Here is a 19835-nt window from a genome sequence, read left to right as displayed (position 1 = left end):
TTTTGCCTCGCTACCTAAGTAGTTTGACTGTTAGAACTCAATCTGTACGAGTGCCCACACAGATGATTGCTTTATATTGTTAAAGAACGTTTTGAGTCGCTTTAGCGTCTCAAGGGATGCGAATAATACACCCTTTATTTTTCGAGTCAATACTTAGTTTTAAACTTTCTTTTTAGAAGATTCAAAACCGAAGTTTTATTTAACTCTGTGAGCAGTTCGTGCTTTGCTATGCTTCAGCGTTTCCCGTCTCAGTGGGGTCGCATTATAGGGAGAACAGATTTTTACGCAAGTACTTTTTTAAAGAAAAAGTAAAAAAAGATGCTGTTCGGTCAGTATCTGAACTAAACACCCTGAAACTGATAGTTTTGTAACCAAACAGTGCACTGTATGGTACAAAAACCACCTTGCTGATACACTCAAAGCTAATAACTATTATCTAAAAGGTACTAAATATGGCAATCCGTTCTTATAAAGGTATAACACCTTCGTTTAATTCGTCTGTTTATATTGATGAGTCTTCAGTTTTGGTTGGTGATATTACTTTAGATGATAATAGTAGTGTGTGGCCGTTAGTAGCTGCACGTGGTGATGTTAACTATATACGTATTGGTAAGCGCTCCAATATACAAGATGGCAGTGTATTGCATTTATCTCGTGCAACTAAAAGCAACCCTGATGGTTATCCACTAATTATAGGTGACGATGTAACTGTTGGTCATAAGGTAATGCTGCACGGATGTGTATTAGGAAACCGTATACTAGTAGGTATGGGCGCTATTATTATGGATAACGTGGTTGTTGAAGACGATGTAATTATAGGTGGCGGCTCTTTAGTACCACCAAACAAACGTTTAGAGTCTGGTTACTTATATGTAGGAAGTCCGGCTAAGCAAGCCCGCCCTCTTACAGAGCAAGAACTTGCCTTTTTAAAAATATCTGCCGATAACTATGTGTCACTTAAAGATGAATACTTAGCTGAAATAGCTAATTTAAGTTAATAAACTTACTTCAATTTGGCCTGCCGAGTTATAGCTTTCTTCTTCGATAAGCTCCTCGGCACGTTCTTCATAATCAAAACGATACTGTTCAAAATATTCTGTTGCGTGACTTTCGTCTGTTAATTTAAGTGTATTTACTTCTATTATACATTCCACCAGCATGCCACTAACTTGTGCAAAAAAAACTAGCTGATGATCGGGCTCTCTAAATTCGAGCCTATCTATAAACTGTATTGCCTGATTCATTTAAGCGTTCCTTGTTTGAGCGCATCCACTACGGGAAGTATTTCTGGCATTTTATTACGCCATACATAATATGCTTGAGCAGCTTGACCAACTAACATACCGCTGCCATCTAAAAGCTTAGCGTTAATATTATGCTGTGCAATCCAATTCATAAAAATGGTATTTTGCAGTGAATAAAACATGTCATAAGCGACTTCACAGTTAGTTATGTGTTTTTCATCAAGAGCTGGAAGTTCGTTATTCATACTGCTAGAGGTAGAGTTTATAATTAGTGAGTAATCGCTTACTGGTAAATCATCAAAACCAAAACCAGATACAGCTCCATATTGAATAAACAGTTTTGCGAGTTCTTTGGCTTTTTGTGCTGTGCGATTAACGATTATTATTTCCTGAGGGTTATGCTCTAGCAAAGGTAAAATAACGCCTCGAGCTGCACCGCCCGCGCCAATAATTAAAATACGTTTATCAATTATGGCTACTTTATTAGCAAGTAAATCATTTACAAAGCCCACACCATCGGTGTTATCACCGAGTAATGTGCCATCATCTCGTTTTTTTAATGTATTAACAGCCCCTACAATTTTAGCTAATGGCGTAAGCTCATCGGCCATTGCATAGGCTTGCTCTTTAAATGGCATTGTAACGTTAGCACCCACACCACCTTGCTCAAAAAAAGACAATACTGTTTTTTCAAAGTTATCGATAGGTGCTAATATTGCGCGATAGTCGATTTGCTCACCCAGTGATACAGCAAATTGTTTATGTATCGCGGGGGATTTTGAATGTTTAATTGGATTTCCAAAAACCGCATATTTGTCCATTTTAAAGCAACCTCTTTGCAGCTATATACTGCCTATTAACGATGATAAGTAATATGATTAAACGACTTTTTTCTAAATCTAAGCCAGCTCCTGAGCAACAGGCTCCTACTCCTGAAAAAACACCGTATGAAATAATAGGTGGAGAGAAAGGGGCGCGTGCTATTTCCAACCGATTCTACGACATAATGGAGTCAGATGAATACGCTAAACCGTTATATGATATGCATCCTCTGCCATTAGATCGAATTCGCCAAGTATTTTTTGAATTTTTATCTGGTTGGTTAGGCGGGCCAAACCTATTTACAGAAAAACATGGTCAGCCAATGCTACGTAAACGCCATATGCCTTTTACTGTAGACAAAGCATTGCGCGATCAGTGGATGTACTGCATGAATAAAACGTTGGATATAGAAATAGACAATCCGTTGTTACGTGAAGGATTAAAACAATCATTCTCTCAACTAGCAACGCACATGATCAATCAGCATTAAATTTATATTTAGCATAATGCAAAAGGCGCTAATTAGCGCCTTTTTGATTACTGTGTAATTGTTATAATTGCCATTCTCTGGCGATTAATTCATTAGACTGGCTAGTTAACCACTCTTGCGGGCGTAAGTAATACTGATATAGGTTAGCTTCTGGGCTACTTGGTTCTGGTTTATAATTATATTCCCAGCGTGCAAGTGGTGGCATAGACATTAATATAGATTCTGTACGCCCGCCACTTTGTAGCCCAAACAACGTACCTCTATCCCATACTAAATTAAACTCTACATAACGTCCGCGACGATAAAGCTGAAAATCACGTTGTTGCTCTGTGTATTCGTCATTTTTACGACGTTCAATAATAGGTAAATAGGCATCTAAAAAGCCATTACCAACCGATTGCATAAACGCAAAACTTTTTTCAAAACCAAGTTCGTTTAAATCGTCAAAAAACAAACCGCCTACTCCGCGCGTCTCGTCTCTGTGCTTTAAATAAAAATACTCGTCGCACCATGTTTTATATTTTGGATAAACTTCACTACCAAATGGCGCACAAATGTCGTGAGCAACTTGATGCCAATGCTGTACGTCTTCTAATACTGGATAAAAAGGAGTGAGATCAAACCCGCCACCAAACCACCATATTGGCTCTTCGCCTTCTTTTTCAGCTATAAAAAAGCGCACATTGGCATGACTTGTTGGTACATGAGGGTTTTTAGGGTGAATAACTAACGACACACCACACGCATGAAAGCTACGTCCTGCAAGCTCTGGTCTGTGTGCTGTTGCTGAACCAGGCATTGAGGCGCCAAATACATGAGAGTAATTAACTCCACCTTGCTCTATTACAGTGCCATTTGTGGTTACACGTGTACGACCACCACCGCCTTCTGCTCGCTGCCAGTTATCTTCTATAAATTTAGCACTGCCATCTGCAGCCTCCAAACCTTTGCAAATAGTGTCTTGCAAAGCCATAAAGTATGCTTTTACTTGATCTAATAATTCGCTTTGCATATTAACCTCTAAATATTTTGCCCGTCATGGCGTCTTTTATTGTGCTTGGTTGAGTATTGCCACCTAACGCCTCGTCAACGTAAAAGCCAACTTGTTCTGTAAATTGCGCTTTGGCTTGATCAATACTAATTACCGTTTCTTGACCGGTTAAGTTTGCACTGGTTGATACTAGTGGCTTACCAAACTCTTGGCACAAGCGTTTTACTGTTGGATGGTTTGTTACTCTTACTGCAATGGTATCAAACTGCCCTGTGAGCCATTTAGGCGTATTTTTAGATGCAGGCATCACCCATGTAATTGCAGCAGGCCAACTCGAAAAAATATCAGCGCGTTTATCCATTGGTATTTTTGCATCATCTACGTATTTTAATAATTGTCCGTAGTTATCAGCGATTAAAATTAGCCCTTTTTCAACCGGGCGCTGCTTAATAGCTAATAGTGCTTCAACGGCTTGTTGATTATCTGGATCACAACCTAAACCATATACAGCTTCTGTTGGGTATAAAATAACTTCGCCTTGCGTTAAGCATGTTATTGCAGTGGGCGTATTTGAAAGGTCTGACAAAGTAGTCTCCAGATATAATTAAACGTTATTCAGTTGGGGTGAGCTTATGCATGCAGCTTTTTTGTGGGCATTGCAATAATGTGCCATTTGCCATATTTCTTTCTATGACAATAGGCCAGTCACATTCAGGACACGGATGTTCAACCGGTTTATTATTAAGCGTGTATTTGCAACTTGGATAGCAATCACAAGAATAAAATACTTTACCAAACTTATTACTACGCGCGACTAAATGACCTTTTTTGCATTTAGGGCAACTAGGCAAAGTATCTTCGCTTTGCTTTTCTTCATTTTCGTTAGCAATATAATGACACTCTGGATAACCCGTACACCCAATAAACATACCATAGCGGCCATTTTTAACCACCAGCGGTTTGCTACACTCAGGACATGCTGAATCTTCTAATATTTTGATTTCGTTACTGTCGTGATGTGCTAGCGGCCTAATAAAGTCGCATTTTGGATAACTTGCGCATCCTAAAAAAGGGCCTGATTTACTATTGCGGATCACTAACTCTGAACCACACTGTGGGCATATCTCGTATTCTTTTTCGAGGGCGTGCTTGTTCGCCGAGAAAAGCGAATGGTCGATTTTACTCATGGTGATCCTAATAGGTTGGTGAATTTTCGCCTAATATACCCAAACCACTTAAAGATACAAGCAATGCCGTGCTTATCCTTTTAAGTAATTTGAGTACAATTAAGATAATTATCTCTAATGAAGAAGTTCGCTGGGTTCATCAAAAATCAAATCTTCCATTTGCTCATATGCCTCTTCAGAGCCTGGAACGTTAAACAAGATCATAAGTACAATCCACTTTAAGTCTTCTAGGCTTATAGTTGGTTTATCGAGAGAGGCTAAACAGTCCATTACCATTTCACGTGTTACATTGTTAATTACGCCAATTTGCTCAATAAACATTAAAAAGCCACGACACTCAGCACTGAGCCTTTGGCATTCACTATCGGTAAATATACGCACAGCATCTTTAGGGTTAGCAATAAGATAAGGAGACTCATCGCTGTGTTGTAAATCAGCTAGTTGCTCTAACCAATCAAGAGCTTTAAATATCTCAGGCTTATTAAAGCCCGCACGCAGTAGCTCATCGGTTAGCTCATTTTGCTCGGCAAATATATCCGCTTCGCTATGAATGTAATTTTCAAAAAGATACAAAAGAATATCAAACATATTACCTTCCTGCGCTTAACTTGATGTAACCATCTAACACTCGCTCAATCTGATCGTCTAATTCTAAATCGAGCAACCTACTGAGTACTTTATCTATTGGCCACTGCGCACGACGCACAATGTCATCTACACTGGTTACTTCAAAGCCAATACTATTTAAAACCTCACATTGAGAATTGGCTTGAATCGGCTGCTCTTTATTAAATACATTATTGTCGTAAGTGAAACTCACCTCATCAAGAATGTCAGCCACGTTTTCTACCAGCTTAGCACCTTGCTTTATTAAAAAGTGACTTGCCTGCGCTAACGGGTTTTTAATAGAACCCGGTACTGCAAATACCTCTTTATTTTGTTCAAGCGCATAGCGTACTGTAATTAACGAACCACTTTTAATTTCAGCTTCAACAATAAGCACTCCTAACGATAACCCAGAAATAATACGATTACGGCGCGGAAAGTTATGCGCATGAGCAGCTGTGCCTGGTAAAAACTCACTCACCAGCAAACCGCTTTCTAAAACTTGGTCTGTTAATAGTTTATGGCGTTTGGGATAGTAAATATCAACCCCAGTACCAAGCACCGCTATGGTTTTCCCCGTACCAGCAAGAGAGCCTTTATGTGCGGCACCATCTATTCCTCGCGCCATACCTGAAGTAACTGTAATACCCGCCAAAGTTAACTCGTATGCAAATTCTGAGGCTATTTCAAGCCCGGTAGGGGTAGCATTACGGCTGCCAACAATTGCAATTTGTGGCGTTGATAATAACGAGACATCTCCCCTGCAAAAGAGTAATAAAGGCGCACTGGCAATCTGCCGGAGATCTTCTGGGTAAAGCGCATCAAAAATACAGACAACAGTAATGTTGTTCAGCGCTATTAATTGCTCATAATGACTGACTTGTTGCCAATTGGTGTTGAGTAAATTACTCGCTTGATTAGCGGTTAACCCAAGCTGTAAAAGCTTGTCATGAGATAAGTCGAATAACGACCCAAGGGAATAGTTTGTAGATAGTGCTAAAAGGGTTTTTATACCCAACCCTTTACACATATAAAAGGCAAGCCAGTGGGCTAGATTGCCAGATGACTGATCCATGCACTCTCCTAGAGCACCGACTCGCTACTTCTTAATGAATAACTGCAATATCTCCAATGCGAATTAGGTGCTGGTTTTTAGTTATTAATGCATAACTTACTTTGTCATACACTTTAAAGACAATTAGCTCACCAACTTTTTCTTTAGGCATAGTCCAAACGGTACTGTTTTCGTCTGCTTCTAAGCCTAAAAACTCACTGGTGTCTGATACCAGTTTTTCAAAGCTACTGGAGTCTTCAGGATAACGAGGCCCTCGCCGTCCATCAATTACACCTGGTGATTGACGTTCAATATCTAATATGTGACCTGGTTCTACTTGTTGTTCTGAACCTAAGTTTAGCACCACAATGTCCATCGTGCTGAATTCCCTACTGTGATTAGCAGAAGCAATGACCGCACCTTCAACAGGCTGTTTAGGTCGGTGCATATTAAAGTATGCTGGCAACATTTGTCCCTGCATTAGAGGTAATAAAAAATCGCCTTGTTTAATTTCACGCTTAACCGACTCAACCCTTACTGAAGCTGGCACACCGTTGGTGATATCCCCTCGCCTAAATACACGTACCACCCCAACAAAGCTTGCTTTATTAGCTAGTGCAGTATTTGTTTTAGGATCAACATAAGGTTCGCCTTTATGGTAAATGGCGTAAGCCTGATTTAATTTTAAATCACCATTTATATATAAAATATGACCCAGTGTCTGTGTTTTAGTATTTTGATTTGCGCCCAAAACATATGGCTTATTATCTATTTCGTCGCTATTAATTGCTTGCTCATACGTCAAGTAAGGTTTAATTAGTTCAAGTGGCAATGTTGTAACTGCATTTTTACCTTTAGGGGTAATACGTCCCTGCGGAGAAAGCTTTCTGTATGCTTTATTTATCACTAAACGAGGTTTTCCGTCTGCATCGTAAACTAATGTTAGCGCATCCCCTGGGTAAATAAGATTTGGGTTGTTTATTTGAGGATTCATTTGCCATAATTCTGGCCATAGCCAAGGTTTATTTAAATAAATACCAGAGATATCCCAGAGCGTGTCTCCTTTTTTTACAACATACTGTTTTGGCGCGTCTTTTTTTATTTCCAACACATCTGCAACTGCCGGAAAAGCAGCACTTAATGCAAGCATGATTGCAACTAACGGGGATCTCATTGAGCTTCCTTGTATTGTTTTTTCATTATTATTGCCCAAAACCTGTTAAAGGTGAACGTGAATGGCTAAAATAAGAGCATACAATACCCTAAATTAAGCACAAGTGAAAAAGGTAACTATGGCTAGGTTAGAAGTTTTAAGATTTCCAGATGAACGTTTACGTACAATAGCAAAAGAAGTTGCTCAAGTTGACGATACAGTACGCCAAATTGTTAAAGATATGCTGGAAACTATGTATGATGAAAATGGTATAGGGCTTGCTGCTACACAAGTAGATATTCATCAACGAATTGTTGTTATTGACGTATCAGAAGAGCGTGATGAGCCACTGGTATTAATTAATCCACAAATCATCAAAAAAGATGGCTCAACTATTAGCGAAGAAGGCTGTTTATCAGTACCTAACTCGTATGCAAAAGTTGACCGCGCAGAAACAGTAACAGTCTCTGCACTTAACGAAAACGGTGAAGAGTTTGTACTAGATGCAGACGAACTGCTGGCCATTTGTATTCAACATGAACTAGATCACCTTCAAGGTAAGCTATTCATTGATTACTTATCTCCATTAAAGCGCCAACGTATTCGTAAAAAGCTTGAAAAAGAAGCCAAGTTTGCAGAACAGTAATAAGCACCTTAGGAAGACTCAGTGACTCAACCATTACGCATTATATTTGCCGGTACGCCGGATTTTGCCGCACGTCATTTACAAGCGCTAATACAAAGCGAACATCAAATAGTGGGTGTATATAGCCAGCCAGACCGCCCTGCCGGTCGTGGTAAAAAATTAAAAGCCAGTGAAGTAAAAGCGCTAGCGCTTGAGCACAACTTACCGGTTTTTCAGCCACAGTCATTAAAAAATGATGAAGCACTAGCAGAGCTAACAAGCTTAAATGCCGACATTATGATTGTTGTAGCGTATGGCTTAATTTTACCTAAAGCTATTTTAGAAGCTCCACGTTTAGGTTGTTTAAATGTGCATGGTTCTATATTACCGCGCTGGCGCGGTGCTGCACCTATTCAACGCGCAATTTGGGCAGGTGATGAACAAACCGGCGTAACAATAATGCAAATGGATGAAGGGCTAGATACCGGCGATATGCTACATATAAGCCGCTGCCCTATTAGCACGACAGAAACTAGCGCTAGTTTATATACCAAGCTTGCTGAGCTAGGTCCAGATGCGTTAATTGAAACCATTAATAAATTAGCTAATGGTGAGATCACGCCTGAACCTCAAAACGATGAACTTGCTAACTACGCTAAAAAGCTTTCTAAAGAGGAAGCTAATATAGACTGGTCCATGAGTGCGCTGCAAATTGAGCGAAACATTCGCTCTTTTAACCCATGGCCTGTGTGCTTTACTCAAATGAGTGGGCAAACAGTAAAGATTTATCAAGCGCAGGTTACCTCGCAATCAGGTAATCCTGGGCAAATTTTATCAAGCGACAAAAATGGCGTAGTAGTGGCGTGTGGTGAACATGCTTTATGTATTACGCAATTACAACCGCAAGGTAAAAAACCAATGGCAATTAACGACTTTTTAAATGGTCGTAGTGACTGGGTTACCCCTGGCACAGTATTAGGCGAAAACAATGAGTAATGTTCAAAACGTACGAGCGCTTGCCGCTGAAACTTTATATAACGTAGTTGATAAAGGCGCTTCGCTTAATCAAGAACTGCCATTTGCTAGCCAAGGCTTACCACCAAAAGACAAAGCGCTACTACAACAAATTTGTTATGGCGTTTTACGCTACTTACCTAGCCTTGAAAACTACTGCCAACATTTAGTGGAAGATCCACTAAAAGGTAAACGCAGAATATTTCAATTTTTATTATATGTAGGTATTTATCAACTACAACACATGCGTGTACCGCCGCACGCAGCAATATCTGAAACTGTAAATGCACTTGCTCAATTACGTGCTTTAGGTTTAAAAGGGCTTATTAACGCTATATTACGTAGTTTTCAACGCCAGCAAGTTGAGCTTGAAGAAAAAGCGAAGCTTATCCCTGTGTGTTTATACAACCACCCTAATTGGTTTATCAAACAAGTAAAAGAGGCCTACCCAGATAGTTGGGAAGACATACTTGCAGAAAACCAACAACAAGCACCTATGTGGTTACGTGTGAATCAAGCACAATATAGCACGCAAGAATACAGCGATATGCTAACGGCGAACGATATTGAACATACCTTAAATCCTGACTTTATAGACGGAATTAAGCTCGCTAAACCACGCGATGTATTTTCCTTACCAGAGTTTGATACAGGTGCATGTTCAGTACAAGATGCCGCAGCACAACTTGCAGCACGCTTTTTAGAACCTAAAGCTGATGACACTATTTTAGATGCCTGTGCAGCACCTGGCGGAAAAACCTGTCACATATTAGAACTTGCTGACGCAGACGTACTTGCACTCGATAGCGACTCAACTCGACTTGAACGTGTTAAGCAAAACCTTACCCGTATTGGCTTAGGTGCAGACTTGCAATGTGGTGATGCCTCGCAACCACATACTTGGTGGGACGAAAAATTATTTGATCGTATTTTGCTTGATGTGCCTTGTTCGGCCACTGGTGTAATTCGCCGCCATCCAGATATAAAATGGTTACGTCGCGCATCTGACATTGTTGATTTAGCCGCTCTTCAAGGTGATATACTCAATAGTATTTGGCCACTTTTAAAACCAGGTGGTACATTGGTATACGCTACATGTTCGGTTCTTCCACAAGAAAATCAGCAACAAGTAGCTAAGTTTTTAGCTAATAATGACGATGCAGAGCACATTCCTCTGCATGACAAAGACACCGTTACAATGCCAGGGTTACAGCTACTACCAGGCGAAAGCGATGGATTTTATTACGCTAAGCTAGTTAAAAAAACCTAAAATTAATGAACTGTAAATTAGCCATTTTTATAATTTAAAAATGGCTCTTAATTGCTACTTATAACACGGGTAAATAATGAAAATAATCATACTCGGTGCTGGCCAAGTAGGCGCAACACTCGCTGAGAATTTAGTAGGCGAACAGAATGAAATTACAGTCGTTGATATAGATGGTAACCGATTACGTGAACTTCAAGATAAGTACGACTTACAAGGTGTAGTAGGACACAGTGCGCATCCTGATGTATTACGTCAAGCTGGAGCTGAAGACGCCGATATGGTTATTGCAGTAACCAGTTCAGATGAAGTAAACATGGTTGCATGCCAAGTGGCGTACAGTATTTTTAAAACGCCCACTAAAATTGCCCGTATTCGCTCAGAGCAATATTTAAAATACCGCGAGAAACTTTTTCAGAACGACGACTTGCCAATCGATCATTACATTGCCCCAGAAGCACTCGTGACCAAGTACATTCGTCGCTTAATCGACTACCCTGGCGCATTACAGGTATTGCAGTTTGCCGATGGCATGCTCTCGTTAGTTGCAGTGAAAGCCTATTATGGCGGTTTACTCGTCGGTTATGCATTGTCTGCACTTAAAGAACACATCCCTAATGTAGAAACCCGTGTTGCCGCTATTTACCGCCAAGGTAAAGCAATCAAACCACTAGGTACAACGGTCATTGAAGCCGATGACGAAGTATTTTTTATTGCCGCTACAAAACATATACGCGCAGTAATGAACGAACTACAAAAACTTGAACGTTCTTACAAAAAAATCATGATAGCGGGTGGCGGTAATATTGGCGCGGGCCTTGCCCGCTCACTTGAAAAAAACCACACAGTTAAATTAATTGAGCGTAGCAAAGAGCGTGCTGAGCAACTCTCAGAAATGCTAGATAACACAGTTGTATTTTGTGGTGACGCATCAGATCAAGAATTACTCTCAGAAGAGCATATTGATCAAGTTGATGTATTTATTGCCGTAACCAATGACGATGAAGCAAATATTATGTCAGCCATGCTTGCAAAACGTATGGGCGCACAAAAAACAATGGTACTTATTCAGCGTGGTGCTTACGTTGATTTAGTACAAGGGGGAGAAATAGACATTGCCATATCTCCTCAACAAGCCACCATTTCGGCATTACTAACACATGTACGTCGTGGCGACATTGTTAACGTCTACTCATTACGCAAAGGTGCAGCAGAGGCGATTGAAGCGGTAGCCCATGGTGATGAGAATACATCAAAGGTGGTTGGCCGTGCTATTGCAGATATAAAACTTCCTGCAGGTACAACGATTGGGGCAATTGTACGAAATGACGACGTACTCATTGCTCATGACGACACCATTATTATGTCAGGCGATCACGTTATTATGTTTTTAATCGATAAAAAACACATTAATGTGGTAGAAAAATTATTTCAGGTAAGTGCTATATTTTTGTAGTCTTATGACGTATAAAAAGCCGCTGGCGAAGGCGGCTTTAATCGTTGATAATCGCGTGTTAATTATCATTTTAGAGTTACTGTACTTTTGCAAACTCTTCTTTAGAAAGCTCACCATTCCCGTCAGTGTCTAAGTCATCAAATAATTTCACTAACTGCGCGTTAACTTGCGCTTCTTGCTTGGTGATAACCCCGTCACTATCGATATCAAAAGAGGCAAAATCAACGGCGGCATACGCAGCTGACGACGATGCTAAAATGATGACGGCCAGTGTTGTGTTTAATGTTTTCATAATAATTTCCTAAATAATAAAGAGGAAGTCCTTTTCAAAGATCCCTGACTGTGAAAAATGTTTAATCTGAAAAAAGATTAATTAACCTGAACTCTGGTTAACTAGTAATTAGCGAACTCTTCTTTAGAAAGCTCACCGCTACCGTCGGTATCTAGCTCGATAAATTCAGCCATTAAATCGGTGTCGACTGCCGCTTCACTTGGGCTAATTGTGCCGCTACCATCTATATCAAGGCTATTAAAGTCTGATGCTGCAAATACAACTGAAGAAGACGCTATAGCTATAAGTGCCAGTGCTTTATTTAAATGTTTCATAGTTTAATCCTTCAATGTTCTATCAAAAAAGTTGCTTCGTTTAGCTTAAGCGTAATTTTTCACTTCCTTGTTACCCTCTTTCGTAAGCTCCTTGCCTACTTAGGTTGTCTTTGGCAACTCAGGATAAATACTTGTTAATTAAGCTTCTGAAAATTCTTCTTTTGATAACTCACCATTTTGGTCAGTATCAAGTTCTGAGAACATGCTCATTAACTTTGCATCTACTGATGCTTCTGCTTGGCTAATTGTGCCACTGCCGTCTACATCAAGTGTATCAAAGTCTGTTGCAGCAAAAGCGGCTGAAGAAGATGCTAATGCAATAAGTGCTAGTGCTTTATTAATGCGTTTCATAATATGTATCCTTCAAATTTATGTGTGTGCGATTAAGGTGTCTTACTTTAAATCACGCTTAAGTTCAGTACACCATGACTATTACAACTTAGGTGCCAACTTTTAAAAACTGTTATTTTTCAAGTGGTTAACAGTATAAAATCGTGATGTGGATAAATTTCAAGTGCTTTCCTGTTGCTTTTTAGCAACACAGCGATATGAAAAAACAAAATAGACAATAAAAACAAGAGGTTAATTTAGATTAAAAAAACACAAATTATGAATTTAGATATTTTAAATGAGGTTTAAAGCAAAAATTCAGCTTTATTTTGGTTGGGTTTATTACATGAAATTAGATTATGGTAATCTTTTATTATTTTAAGCTACTGTTTTATATTATTTATTTAATTATTAAAAATAATAACCAAATAATTTTCATCTATAAAGCAGGCAATCGCTATTTTGTTGCAAAATAGCGAAATCTCTTTTAACCGACTTCGAATTCGAGCATGGAGGGATCAATAAAGTGCTCTTTCATAAAGGTATTCATTTCATCTTCACTGGCTAATAGTTTAATACCAAATCTGATCCCCGCATCATGCTCTTTAACGCTACACACTTCGCCTTCAAAATTTTGCGCACTGCTATCTAGCATAATAGTACATTGCATATCTTTTATACTTTCAAGCTCTTTATTACTTCTAACATCAAACATAACTCCCGTTAATGAGATATCTTTAATAACACCTTCGAGTACTCTGTCGTCACTTAGTTTTAGCTTTGCAGGTAATAAAGTAGGGATACGCGTTTGCGAACGCAAACTAAATAACTGAACCTGTTCAGGAAAGTTTATAAAAATAAGCCGAGCCGGATGAGAAGAAATAGACATAATTTTCTGACGAAACGCAATTACTTTCCCACCGCTGCCTTCTATTAAAGCCCTCACGACAACGGTTATACCGTCACGTAAATAATCACTTGCCGCAGGTAAGCGTTTTGAGCTTGGATAATTTAAAATAATAAATTTATCATCAAGTAATCCCACCATCTCAGTCTTAATACGTTTACTACTGGTAGGCGTTAAAATTTCTAGATCGACCAAGCTGCCAATAATTATATTATTAAGATTGCTTATTGGCATATTCTCTCCCTTGTAATGTATTTTTTAAATAAAACAGTTAGCTTTATCCACGCCAAAACGTTGGCGTAAATAACACAAGTAAAGTAAATATTTCTAACCGGCCAAACACCATCGCAATAGTAAGTAACCATTTAGCGCCATCAGTTATCGCGCCATAATGCGATGCTACATCACCCAAACCTGGACCTAAATTATTTAAACAAGCAGCAGTGGCAGAGAACGCCGTTATGTTATCCATACCCGTGCCCATAAGCGCTAACATAATAATAATAAACACCAGCGCATAAGCAGAGAAAAAGCCCCACACAGCTTCTACCACTTTATCTGGCAACGCCTTTCGACCCAACTTAATTGAATATATAGCACGAGGATGCACCAAACGATTAAGCTCACGCACGCCCTGCAAATAAAGTAAAAATACGCGAACGACCTTCATACCACCACCGGTAGAGCCTGCACAGCCACCAATAAAGCTCGAAAATATAAGTAAAATAGGTAAAAACAAAGGCCATGTTGAAAAGTTATCAGTAGCAAAACCTGCCGTTGTACTCATTGATACTGCTTGGAATAAAGCCTGATCGAGGGTTTCGTCGCCATTAGCATATATTTCATTTGACGAAAGCACCGTAAAACAAATAACTACAAGTGCAAGCTGAATGCATAGGAAAACTTTAAATTCAGGGTCACGTAAATAAACTCTTACGTTTCGGCTCGATACAGCGGCATAATGTAGCGAAAAATTAATTGCAGCAATAATTAAAAAGAATACACAAATAAAGTTAATGACAGGGCTATCAAAGTGACCTATCGATGCGTCATAAGTAGAAAAGCCGCCTATCGCCACTGTAGAAAATGCATGGCAGATAGCATCAAACCAGCTCATTCCTGCCGCCCAATAAGCGAGCATACATGTCAGCGTAAGCGACACATAAATGTACCAAAGATGCTTAGCTGTATCAGCAATCCGTGGAGTCATTTTTGAATCTTTTACCGGGCCTGGAATTTCAGCGCGGTACAACTGCATACCACCCACGCCTAACATAGGCAGTATAGCGACGGCGAGTACGATTATACCCATACCGCCAAACCACTGGAGTTGCTGGCGATAAAACAACACCGATTTGGGTAAATACTCAATACCGGTAAGCACTGTAGCGCCTGTGGTTGTTAAGCCAGAAAATGCTTCAAATACCGCATCAGCGAGCGATAAATTCGGTTCTTGTAAAAATATAAGCGGTAACGATGCAAATGCCCCAAGTACCAACCAAAACAAAACAACAATTAAAAAGCCTTCACGTGCTTTTAAGTCACCATTTTCATGACGGTTTGGGTAATAAGCCATCATGCCAATAACAACACTAAAGATAAATGCTAAAACAAAAGGAACACCACCACCGTCTTTATATATTAAAGACACCAGTGCTGGGGGCACCATGGTAATACTAAACAGCGCAACGAGTTGGCCAAGAATTTTTATGATGGTACGAAATTGCATTTAGCTTATCGCTTTTATTATTAGTAAATTCAGGTTGAGTAGTATCAACCAAATTAAATAGAGTGAATATGCATTACATGCAATTTGTGTAGGTTATTACTCTTTAATCGTTAACTCAACTGCGCCGTGACTTAAATCAAAAATATCTTTGATTGCTTGCTGCGCTTCGCGGCTATCTATTGTAATCACCCATTCAATATTAGCAGTAAATTGCTTATCAATATTAAGCACTTGATACTTTGTTTTTAATAACTGCTCAATCGCGCCTTGCATGCTGTACTCGCTACCCCCTGTAATTTCAACACTGGGAACTTTAAGCACTGTTTGCAACTTCACTAACGCATTGTTTAGTGAGCCACCATAAGCACGTACTAGTCCGCCAGTGCCTAATTTTATGCCGCCAAAGTAACGTGTGACGACAGCTGTGATTTCGCCAAGGCCTGAACCCACCAGCACATTTAACATAGGCTTTCCTGCAGTGCCATTTGGTTCACCATCGTCCGAAAAACCATAAACATGGCTGCCACCGGGGTTGCCTGCCACATGTGCCCAACAGTTATGACGCGCATCGCTATACTTTTCTTCAATGCTTTTAATAAATGCTTTAGCTGAATTTAAATCGGGGGTGTGTGCAATGTGGACTATAAACGTACTTTTTTTAATTTCTTCTTGATGAAAAACGTCAGCAGCAGGGTATTTATATTCAGACATATTTTAAACTTGTAAAAAGGGGGCCAAAAGGCCCCTTTAAATAATGTACGTATTTTAACGTGTATAAACTAATTGGTGTTAACTAGAATTAATCGAGCGCTAAATCTCGTGTCATATTTTCTAAGCTATCTTCGTGAACAATAATGTTATCTTCAATACGAATGCCGCCAAATGGTTTAAATGACTCTACCTTTTCCCAGTTAATAAACTGCTTATTATCGGTTTGCGCTAAATCACCAAGCAGTGAATCAATAAAGTATAAACCAGGCTCAATAGTAAACACTTGGTTTTTTTCGATCAGGCGAGTACAACGCAAGAACGGATGCCCTTCAGGCGATGGTTGATGTGTGCCCTTTTCGTCACTCATAAAACCGCCCATATCATGCACTTGTAAACCTAGGTGATGTCCTAGTCCATGCGGGAAGAAAGTAGAGGTAATTTTACGCTCAACAATTTCTGTCGCGGGTAGGTTAACAATTTTAAAGTCACTGAGTATTTGTGCGATACGGTTATGGCATTCAACGTGTAAATCACCATAAAGCATACCCGGCTTTAAACCTTTACCTAACTCGATTTGTTGAACCGTCATCGCTTGTACAAGCTCAGCAAACTCACCTTGCTTTTTAAAATCATACGTACGAGTAATATCAGCGGCATAACCATTAAAGTTTGCACCGGCATCAATTAAAAATGAGTTATGAGTGTGTGGCGCTTTTGGATCAAAGTGCGTGTAATGCAAAATAGCGCAGTTTTCGTTAAGCGCAACAATGTTGCCGTACGGCATTTCATTTTCGCTTTGGCGTGTCGCCATTAAATACGCTTGCTGAATGTCGAACTCGCTACCACCATTAAAAAATGTATCGCGTGCAGCTTTATGCCCATCTACTGCAATGCGGTTAGCGTTGCGTAAACATTCAAGTTCGTACTGCGTTTTATAAGCGCGGTGGTAATGAAAATAGTTAAGTACAGGCTCAGGGTTCATAATACTAAAACCAAGGGCTTGCGCTACTTCAATGTATTCACCCATGTAAGCATATTTAGCTTTATCGTATGGTAATAACTTTTCTACTTGATCAGGCTGAAGTAGTAGCTCTATATCAAAGTACTCGGCCCAAAAGTCGCGTGGCTCATCAGGCACTTTATGCCAAAAATCTACTGGACGATAAAATATGAGTTTTGGCTTGTCGCTGCCATTTACCACAATCCAGCAATGAGGATTATCAATAACCGGTAACCATGCTTTAAACTGTGGATTAACTTTAAATGGATAATACATATCATCTAAAAACTGGCGCTTAGCTTGGCCTGAATGAATTACTAATCCTTCTAACCCTTCGCTATTACAAATTGTACGAGTACGCTGTTGCAGTGTTGCAATATGTTCGGCGTATAAAACGGCTAATTTATCCATTGTTAATCCATCTGTTAAATTTAACTTGCTCTGAGTCTACCACTTATACCAATTGCATTAAATTAATGATCTATTATAGCGATAAGAAAATAGCTTAATAACAAGGCTAAAATTATGATACATAGTTGTTCTATATAAATAATTTTTAACGTAGTTATTGAGTTATTTAATGCGCTAGAATGATCATGTTTTAATAAAATTGGTATTATCCGCAAAGCGCTCAAAAAAGGGGGTATCTAGCATGTAAATACCCCCCCACTTTAAACTTATATTTACTAACCGCCCATTTTCATTTGAAGCAATGGCGCGAGAACATTTCCTTCTCGGCCCATTCTAGTATGGTAAACCTGACGATACGCAAACACATTTTTTACATAATCACGGGTTTCACGATACGGAATAAGCTCCACCCATAATTCAGCCGGAATAGCTTCATCAGGTAGCCAGCGTTTAACACGGTGATACCCTGCATTATATGAAGCCGTTGCTAGTATTTCGTTGCCATGGTTCTTCTTTTTTAAATACTGTAGATAACTGCTACCTAACCTAATATTTGTTTTAGGCTGATATAATCGATTACTCGACACACTGCCTTTATTTACATATTTGGCCGTACTTGGCAATAATTGCATTAAACCACGTGCATTAGCGTGAGAGCGTGCATCAGGGGCAAAAGAGCTTTCACGCCTTGCAATAGCAATACTCCAGGCCACATCTATTTTGCTGCGTTTACTGTAGCGTTCAAATACATCTTGAAACGCAAACGGAAAACGTTGATCTACGTTATCCCACGCTTTAATTTTTGCTAAAGTAAAAATGGTACTGTCGTGCCAGCCTAAATCTGTAGATAGTTGTGATGCAGCTAGCTTTTCTTCATCACTAGAGGTATCAGTTAAGTAATTCCACTCACGGCGAGCCGACGTGAAGCGCTCAAGATCATAAAGCGCTTTTGCTCGTTTAAAGCCTGGTGCATTACTAACGTTATCTACCAGTACCTTATCAACTATTAAAGGCTCATTATTTAAATCAACTGGCAACTCCAAGCGTGCGGCAGCTAAAAAGCCATAATAATCACGATTAGTCGCTACTTTTTTCCAAATATCGTCTGCTTTTTGCTGCTCGCCACGTTGTGCATAGCTATAAGCTAACCAATATTGCTGGCCGAGGCTTAAATTTTCTTTCCCTGTAAAAAATGCAGCAATCCCCTCCCAATCTTGGGTTTTGAGCATATTGCCCAATTGCCATTGAATAAGCTTGCTGTCTAGTCGCTCTTTTGGCACTTTATTTAGCCAAAAACTCGCTTGCTTATGCCCACTTGAAGCAAGTGACAACGCAAAGGTGTAATAGACATCCGCTTTTTCTTCGTCGCTGTACTTAAATATTTTTTCTATCTTTTCCCATGCTTTTAAAGCGAGTGCTTTATCGCGCCAAACCAAACGCTTAACACCATAAATTGCTATTTGCCCTTCTTTAGCTGATTTTTTTTTGTATCGATATAAACCAGCAGAAGCACTAGGGTCTCGACGCACCTCTAGATATAAATCAGCCAAGTAGCGCTCATTTTTAGGTAATAACGTTTTTAAGTAAGGTAATAAACTTTGCTTGCCACCTTCGGCTGCAAGCGTAATTCGCTGCCAAACAGTTTCTTTATCCATGTAACCTTTTTTACGCCACACTGAAAAAAGCTCGTCGCACTCTTGCGGTTGCGACTTTCCGACAGTCCATAGATCGGTTACTTGATTTAGTATTGCTTTTTCAGGTGCACCTAAATCAAGCTGAAAATCCAAATAAGTGCACGTAAGCTCTGTATTTGATGTTTCACGGTAATTATTAATATATGCCGCTTTTTTATTTTTCTTTTTTAAATACGCTAACCATGCTTTACGCACCGGCCATTCAAGGGGCGTATGCTGATAAATAGTTAAATAGTTTTCTATTTCTGACTGGTATTTAATATTAGGATGTCGTTGCCAATACGTTTTTTCAACATACGGCTTTAACGGATGGTTAAGGTTACTAACCGCTTGTTTAAAATCTTGATAACTTCCATGACGGACTTTTTTTTCAGCATCTAAAAATGCATCGTTATCAATACTTGCCTCGGCAGAATGAAGAGGGAAAATGAATGCAGCTGCCGCAATGCTTAATAAATATTTTTTCATAATGTCCTTTAATAAAAAATTAAAGTAGTGAATAAAAACTTTTCAACCACCTTAGCACCAAACCAGCTAT

22 protein-coding genes are annotated in these 19835 nt (G+C 39.4%); 6 read left to right on the top strand and 16 right to left on the bottom strand.

Annotated elements, in window-relative coordinates; translation table 11 throughout:
• The first annotated feature begins 452 nt into the window (after positions 1-452).
• Entirely contained in the window at positions 453-998 is a 546-nt protein-coding gene (locus tag P20495_RS04705; RefSeq protein WP_008138069.1) for a gamma carbonic anhydrase family protein, read from the top strand.
• Here the strand turns inward: P20495_RS04705 and P20495_RS04710 are convergent.
• Together P20495_RS04710 and aroE are read right to left on the bottom strand one after the other, a co-directional pair.
• A complete protein-coding gene (locus P20495_RS04710) occupies positions 990-1244 on the bottom strand; it encodes a DUF1488 family protein (protein ID WP_007377622.1) in 255 nt (84 codons plus the stop codon). The two genes, P20495_RS04705 and P20495_RS04710, sit on opposite strands and share 9 nt — an antisense overlap.
• The gene (gene aroE, locus P20495_RS04715; RefSeq protein WP_008138067.1) at positions 1241-2065 is read right to left on the bottom strand and encodes a shikimate dehydrogenase; all 825 of its coding nucleotides are present in this window, start codon (positions 2063-2065) and stop codon (positions 1241-1243) included. Before aroE ends, P20495_RS04710 begins: the two co-directional genes overlap by 4 nt.
• Positions 2066-2118: 53 nt before the next feature.
• On the opposite strand from aroE, the gene P20495_RS04720 reads away from it, so the two are divergent.
• Positions 2119-2556, top strand: a complete 438-nt coding sequence (locus P20495_RS04720; protein WP_004335148.1) for a group II truncated hemoglobin — start codon at positions 2119-2121, stop codon at positions 2554-2556.
• Between the two features lie 61 nt (positions 2557-2617).
• On the opposite strand, the gene hemF is transcribed toward P20495_RS04720, so the two are convergent.
• The 6 genes from hemF to P20495_RS04750 form a co-directional block, all read right to left on the bottom strand.
• Positions 2618-3568 (bottom strand): oxygen-dependent coproporphyrinogen oxidase, encoded by a 951-nt coding sequence (gene hemF / locus P20495_RS04725; protein WP_007377624.1) that lies wholly within the window; start codon positions 3566-3568, stop codon positions 2618-2620.
• A 1-nt stretch (position 3569) separates the two neighbouring features.
• Positions 3570-4133, bottom strand: a complete 564-nt coding sequence (locus tag P20495_RS04730; protein ID WP_007377625.1) for an L-threonylcarbamoyladenylate synthase — start codon at positions 4131-4133, stop codon at positions 3570-3572.
• Positions 4134-4158: 25 nt separating this feature from the next.
• Complete coding sequence (locus P20495_RS04735; protein ID WP_008138064.1) at positions 4159-4734, bottom strand: type I DNA topoisomerase; 576 nt, start codon at positions 4732-4734, stop codon at positions 4159-4161.
• A gap of 114 nt (positions 4735-4848) precedes the next feature.
• On the bottom strand, positions 4849-5322 hold the full coding sequence (locus tag P20495_RS04740) for a DUF494 family protein (RefSeq protein WP_004335158.1): 474 nt from the start codon (positions 5320-5322) through the stop codon (positions 4849-4851).
• A 1-nt stretch (position 5323) separates the two neighbouring features.
• On the bottom strand, positions 5324-6415 hold the full coding sequence (dprA, locus tag P20495_RS04745) for a DNA-processing protein DprA (protein WP_008138061.1): 1092 nt from the start codon (positions 6413-6415) through the stop codon (positions 5324-5326).
• Between the two features lie 31 nt (positions 6416-6446).
• A complete protein-coding gene (locus P20495_RS04750; RefSeq protein WP_008138060.1) occupies positions 6447-7568 on the bottom strand; it encodes a LysM peptidoglycan-binding domain-containing protein in 1122 nt (373 codons plus the stop codon).
• A gap of 118 nt (positions 7569-7686) precedes the next feature.
• Here P20495_RS04750 and def point away from each other — a divergent pair, with 118 nt between their 5' ends.
• From def to trkA, 4 genes are all read left to right on the top strand, one after another.
• Complete coding sequence (gene def, locus P20495_RS04755; RefSeq protein WP_007377631.1) at positions 7687-8193, top strand: peptide deformylase; 507 nt, start codon at positions 7687-7689, stop codon at positions 8191-8193.
• Positions 8194-8214: 21 nt separating this feature from the next.
• The gene (fmt, locus tag P20495_RS04760; protein ID WP_008138058.1) at positions 8215-9168 is read left to right on the top strand and encodes a methionyl-tRNA formyltransferase; all 954 of its coding nucleotides are present in this window, start codon (positions 8215-8217) and stop codon (positions 9166-9168) included.
• Positions 9161-10456 carry a 16S rRNA (cytosine(967)-C(5))-methyltransferase RsmB gene (rsmB, locus tag P20495_RS04765; RefSeq protein ID WP_008138055.1) on the top strand — a complete coding sequence of 432 codons (1296 nt, stop codon included), beginning with the start codon at positions 9161-9163 and terminating at the stop codon, positions 10454-10456. The genes fmt and rsmB overlap by 8 nt, the downstream gene beginning before the upstream one ends.
• A 76-nt stretch (positions 10457-10532) precedes the next feature.
• Positions 10533-11909, top strand: a complete 1377-nt coding sequence (gene trkA / locus P20495_RS04770) for a Trk system potassium transporter TrkA (protein ID WP_007377634.1) — start codon at positions 10533-10535, stop codon at positions 11907-11909.
• Between the two features lie 76 nt (positions 11910-11985).
• Here trkA and P20495_RS04775 read toward each other — a convergent pair whose 3' ends face one another.
• The 8 genes from P20495_RS04775 to P20495_RS04810 form a co-directional block, all read right to left on the bottom strand.
• Positions 11986-12201: a calmodulin gene (locus tag P20495_RS04775; protein ID WP_007377635.1), complete on the bottom strand. Its 216-nt coding sequence runs from the start codon at positions 12199-12201 to the stop codon at positions 11986-11988.
• Between the two features lie 101 nt (positions 12202-12302).
• Entirely contained in the window at positions 12303-12515 is a 213-nt protein-coding gene (locus tag P20495_RS04780) for a calmodulin (RefSeq protein ID WP_007377636.1), read from the bottom strand.
• 138 nt (positions 12516-12653) lie between these two features.
• Positions 12654-12866 carry an EF-hand domain-containing protein gene (locus P20495_RS04785; protein WP_008138052.1) on the bottom strand — a complete coding sequence of 71 codons (213 nt, stop codon included), beginning with the start codon at positions 12864-12866 and terminating at the stop codon, positions 12654-12656.
• A 466-nt stretch (positions 12867-13332) separates the two neighbouring features.
• A complete protein-coding gene (locus P20495_RS04790) occupies positions 13333-13986 on the bottom strand; it encodes a flagellar brake protein (protein WP_008138049.1) in 654 nt (217 codons plus the stop codon).
• Between the two features lie 43 nt (positions 13987-14029).
• The gene (locus P20495_RS04795) at positions 14030-15481 is read right to left on the bottom strand and encodes a TrkH family potassium uptake protein (RefSeq protein ID WP_007377639.1); all 1452 of its coding nucleotides are present in this window, start codon (positions 15479-15481) and stop codon (positions 14030-14032) included.
• A gap of 96 nt (positions 15482-15577) precedes the next feature.
• Complete coding sequence (locus tag P20495_RS04800; protein ID WP_008138046.1) at positions 15578-16192, bottom strand: YigZ family protein; 615 nt, start codon at positions 16190-16192, stop codon at positions 15578-15580.
• Between the two features lie 88 nt (positions 16193-16280).
• Positions 16281-17603 carry a Xaa-Pro dipeptidase gene (gene pepQ / locus P20495_RS04805; RefSeq protein ID WP_007377641.1) on the bottom strand — a complete coding sequence of 441 codons (1323 nt, stop codon included), beginning with the start codon at positions 17601-17603 and terminating at the stop codon, positions 16281-16283.
• 275 nt (positions 17604-17878) lie between these two features.
• The gene (locus tag P20495_RS04810; RefSeq protein ID WP_008138044.1) at positions 17879-19765 is read right to left on the bottom strand and encodes a transglycosylase SLT domain-containing protein; all 1887 of its coding nucleotides are present in this window, start codon (positions 19763-19765) and stop codon (positions 17879-17881) included.
• Between the last annotated feature and the right edge of the window lie 70 nt (positions 19766-19835).

The sequence above is a fragment of the Pseudoalteromonas sp. BSi20495 genome (genome assembly GCF_000241185.1).
Taxonomy (GTDB): domain Bacteria; phylum Pseudomonadota; class Gammaproteobacteria; order Enterobacterales; family Alteromonadaceae; genus Pseudoalteromonas; species Pseudoalteromonas fuliginea.
Note: the sequence above shows the minus strand (reverse complement) of the source record. Positions and strands in the feature narration are given on the sequence as shown.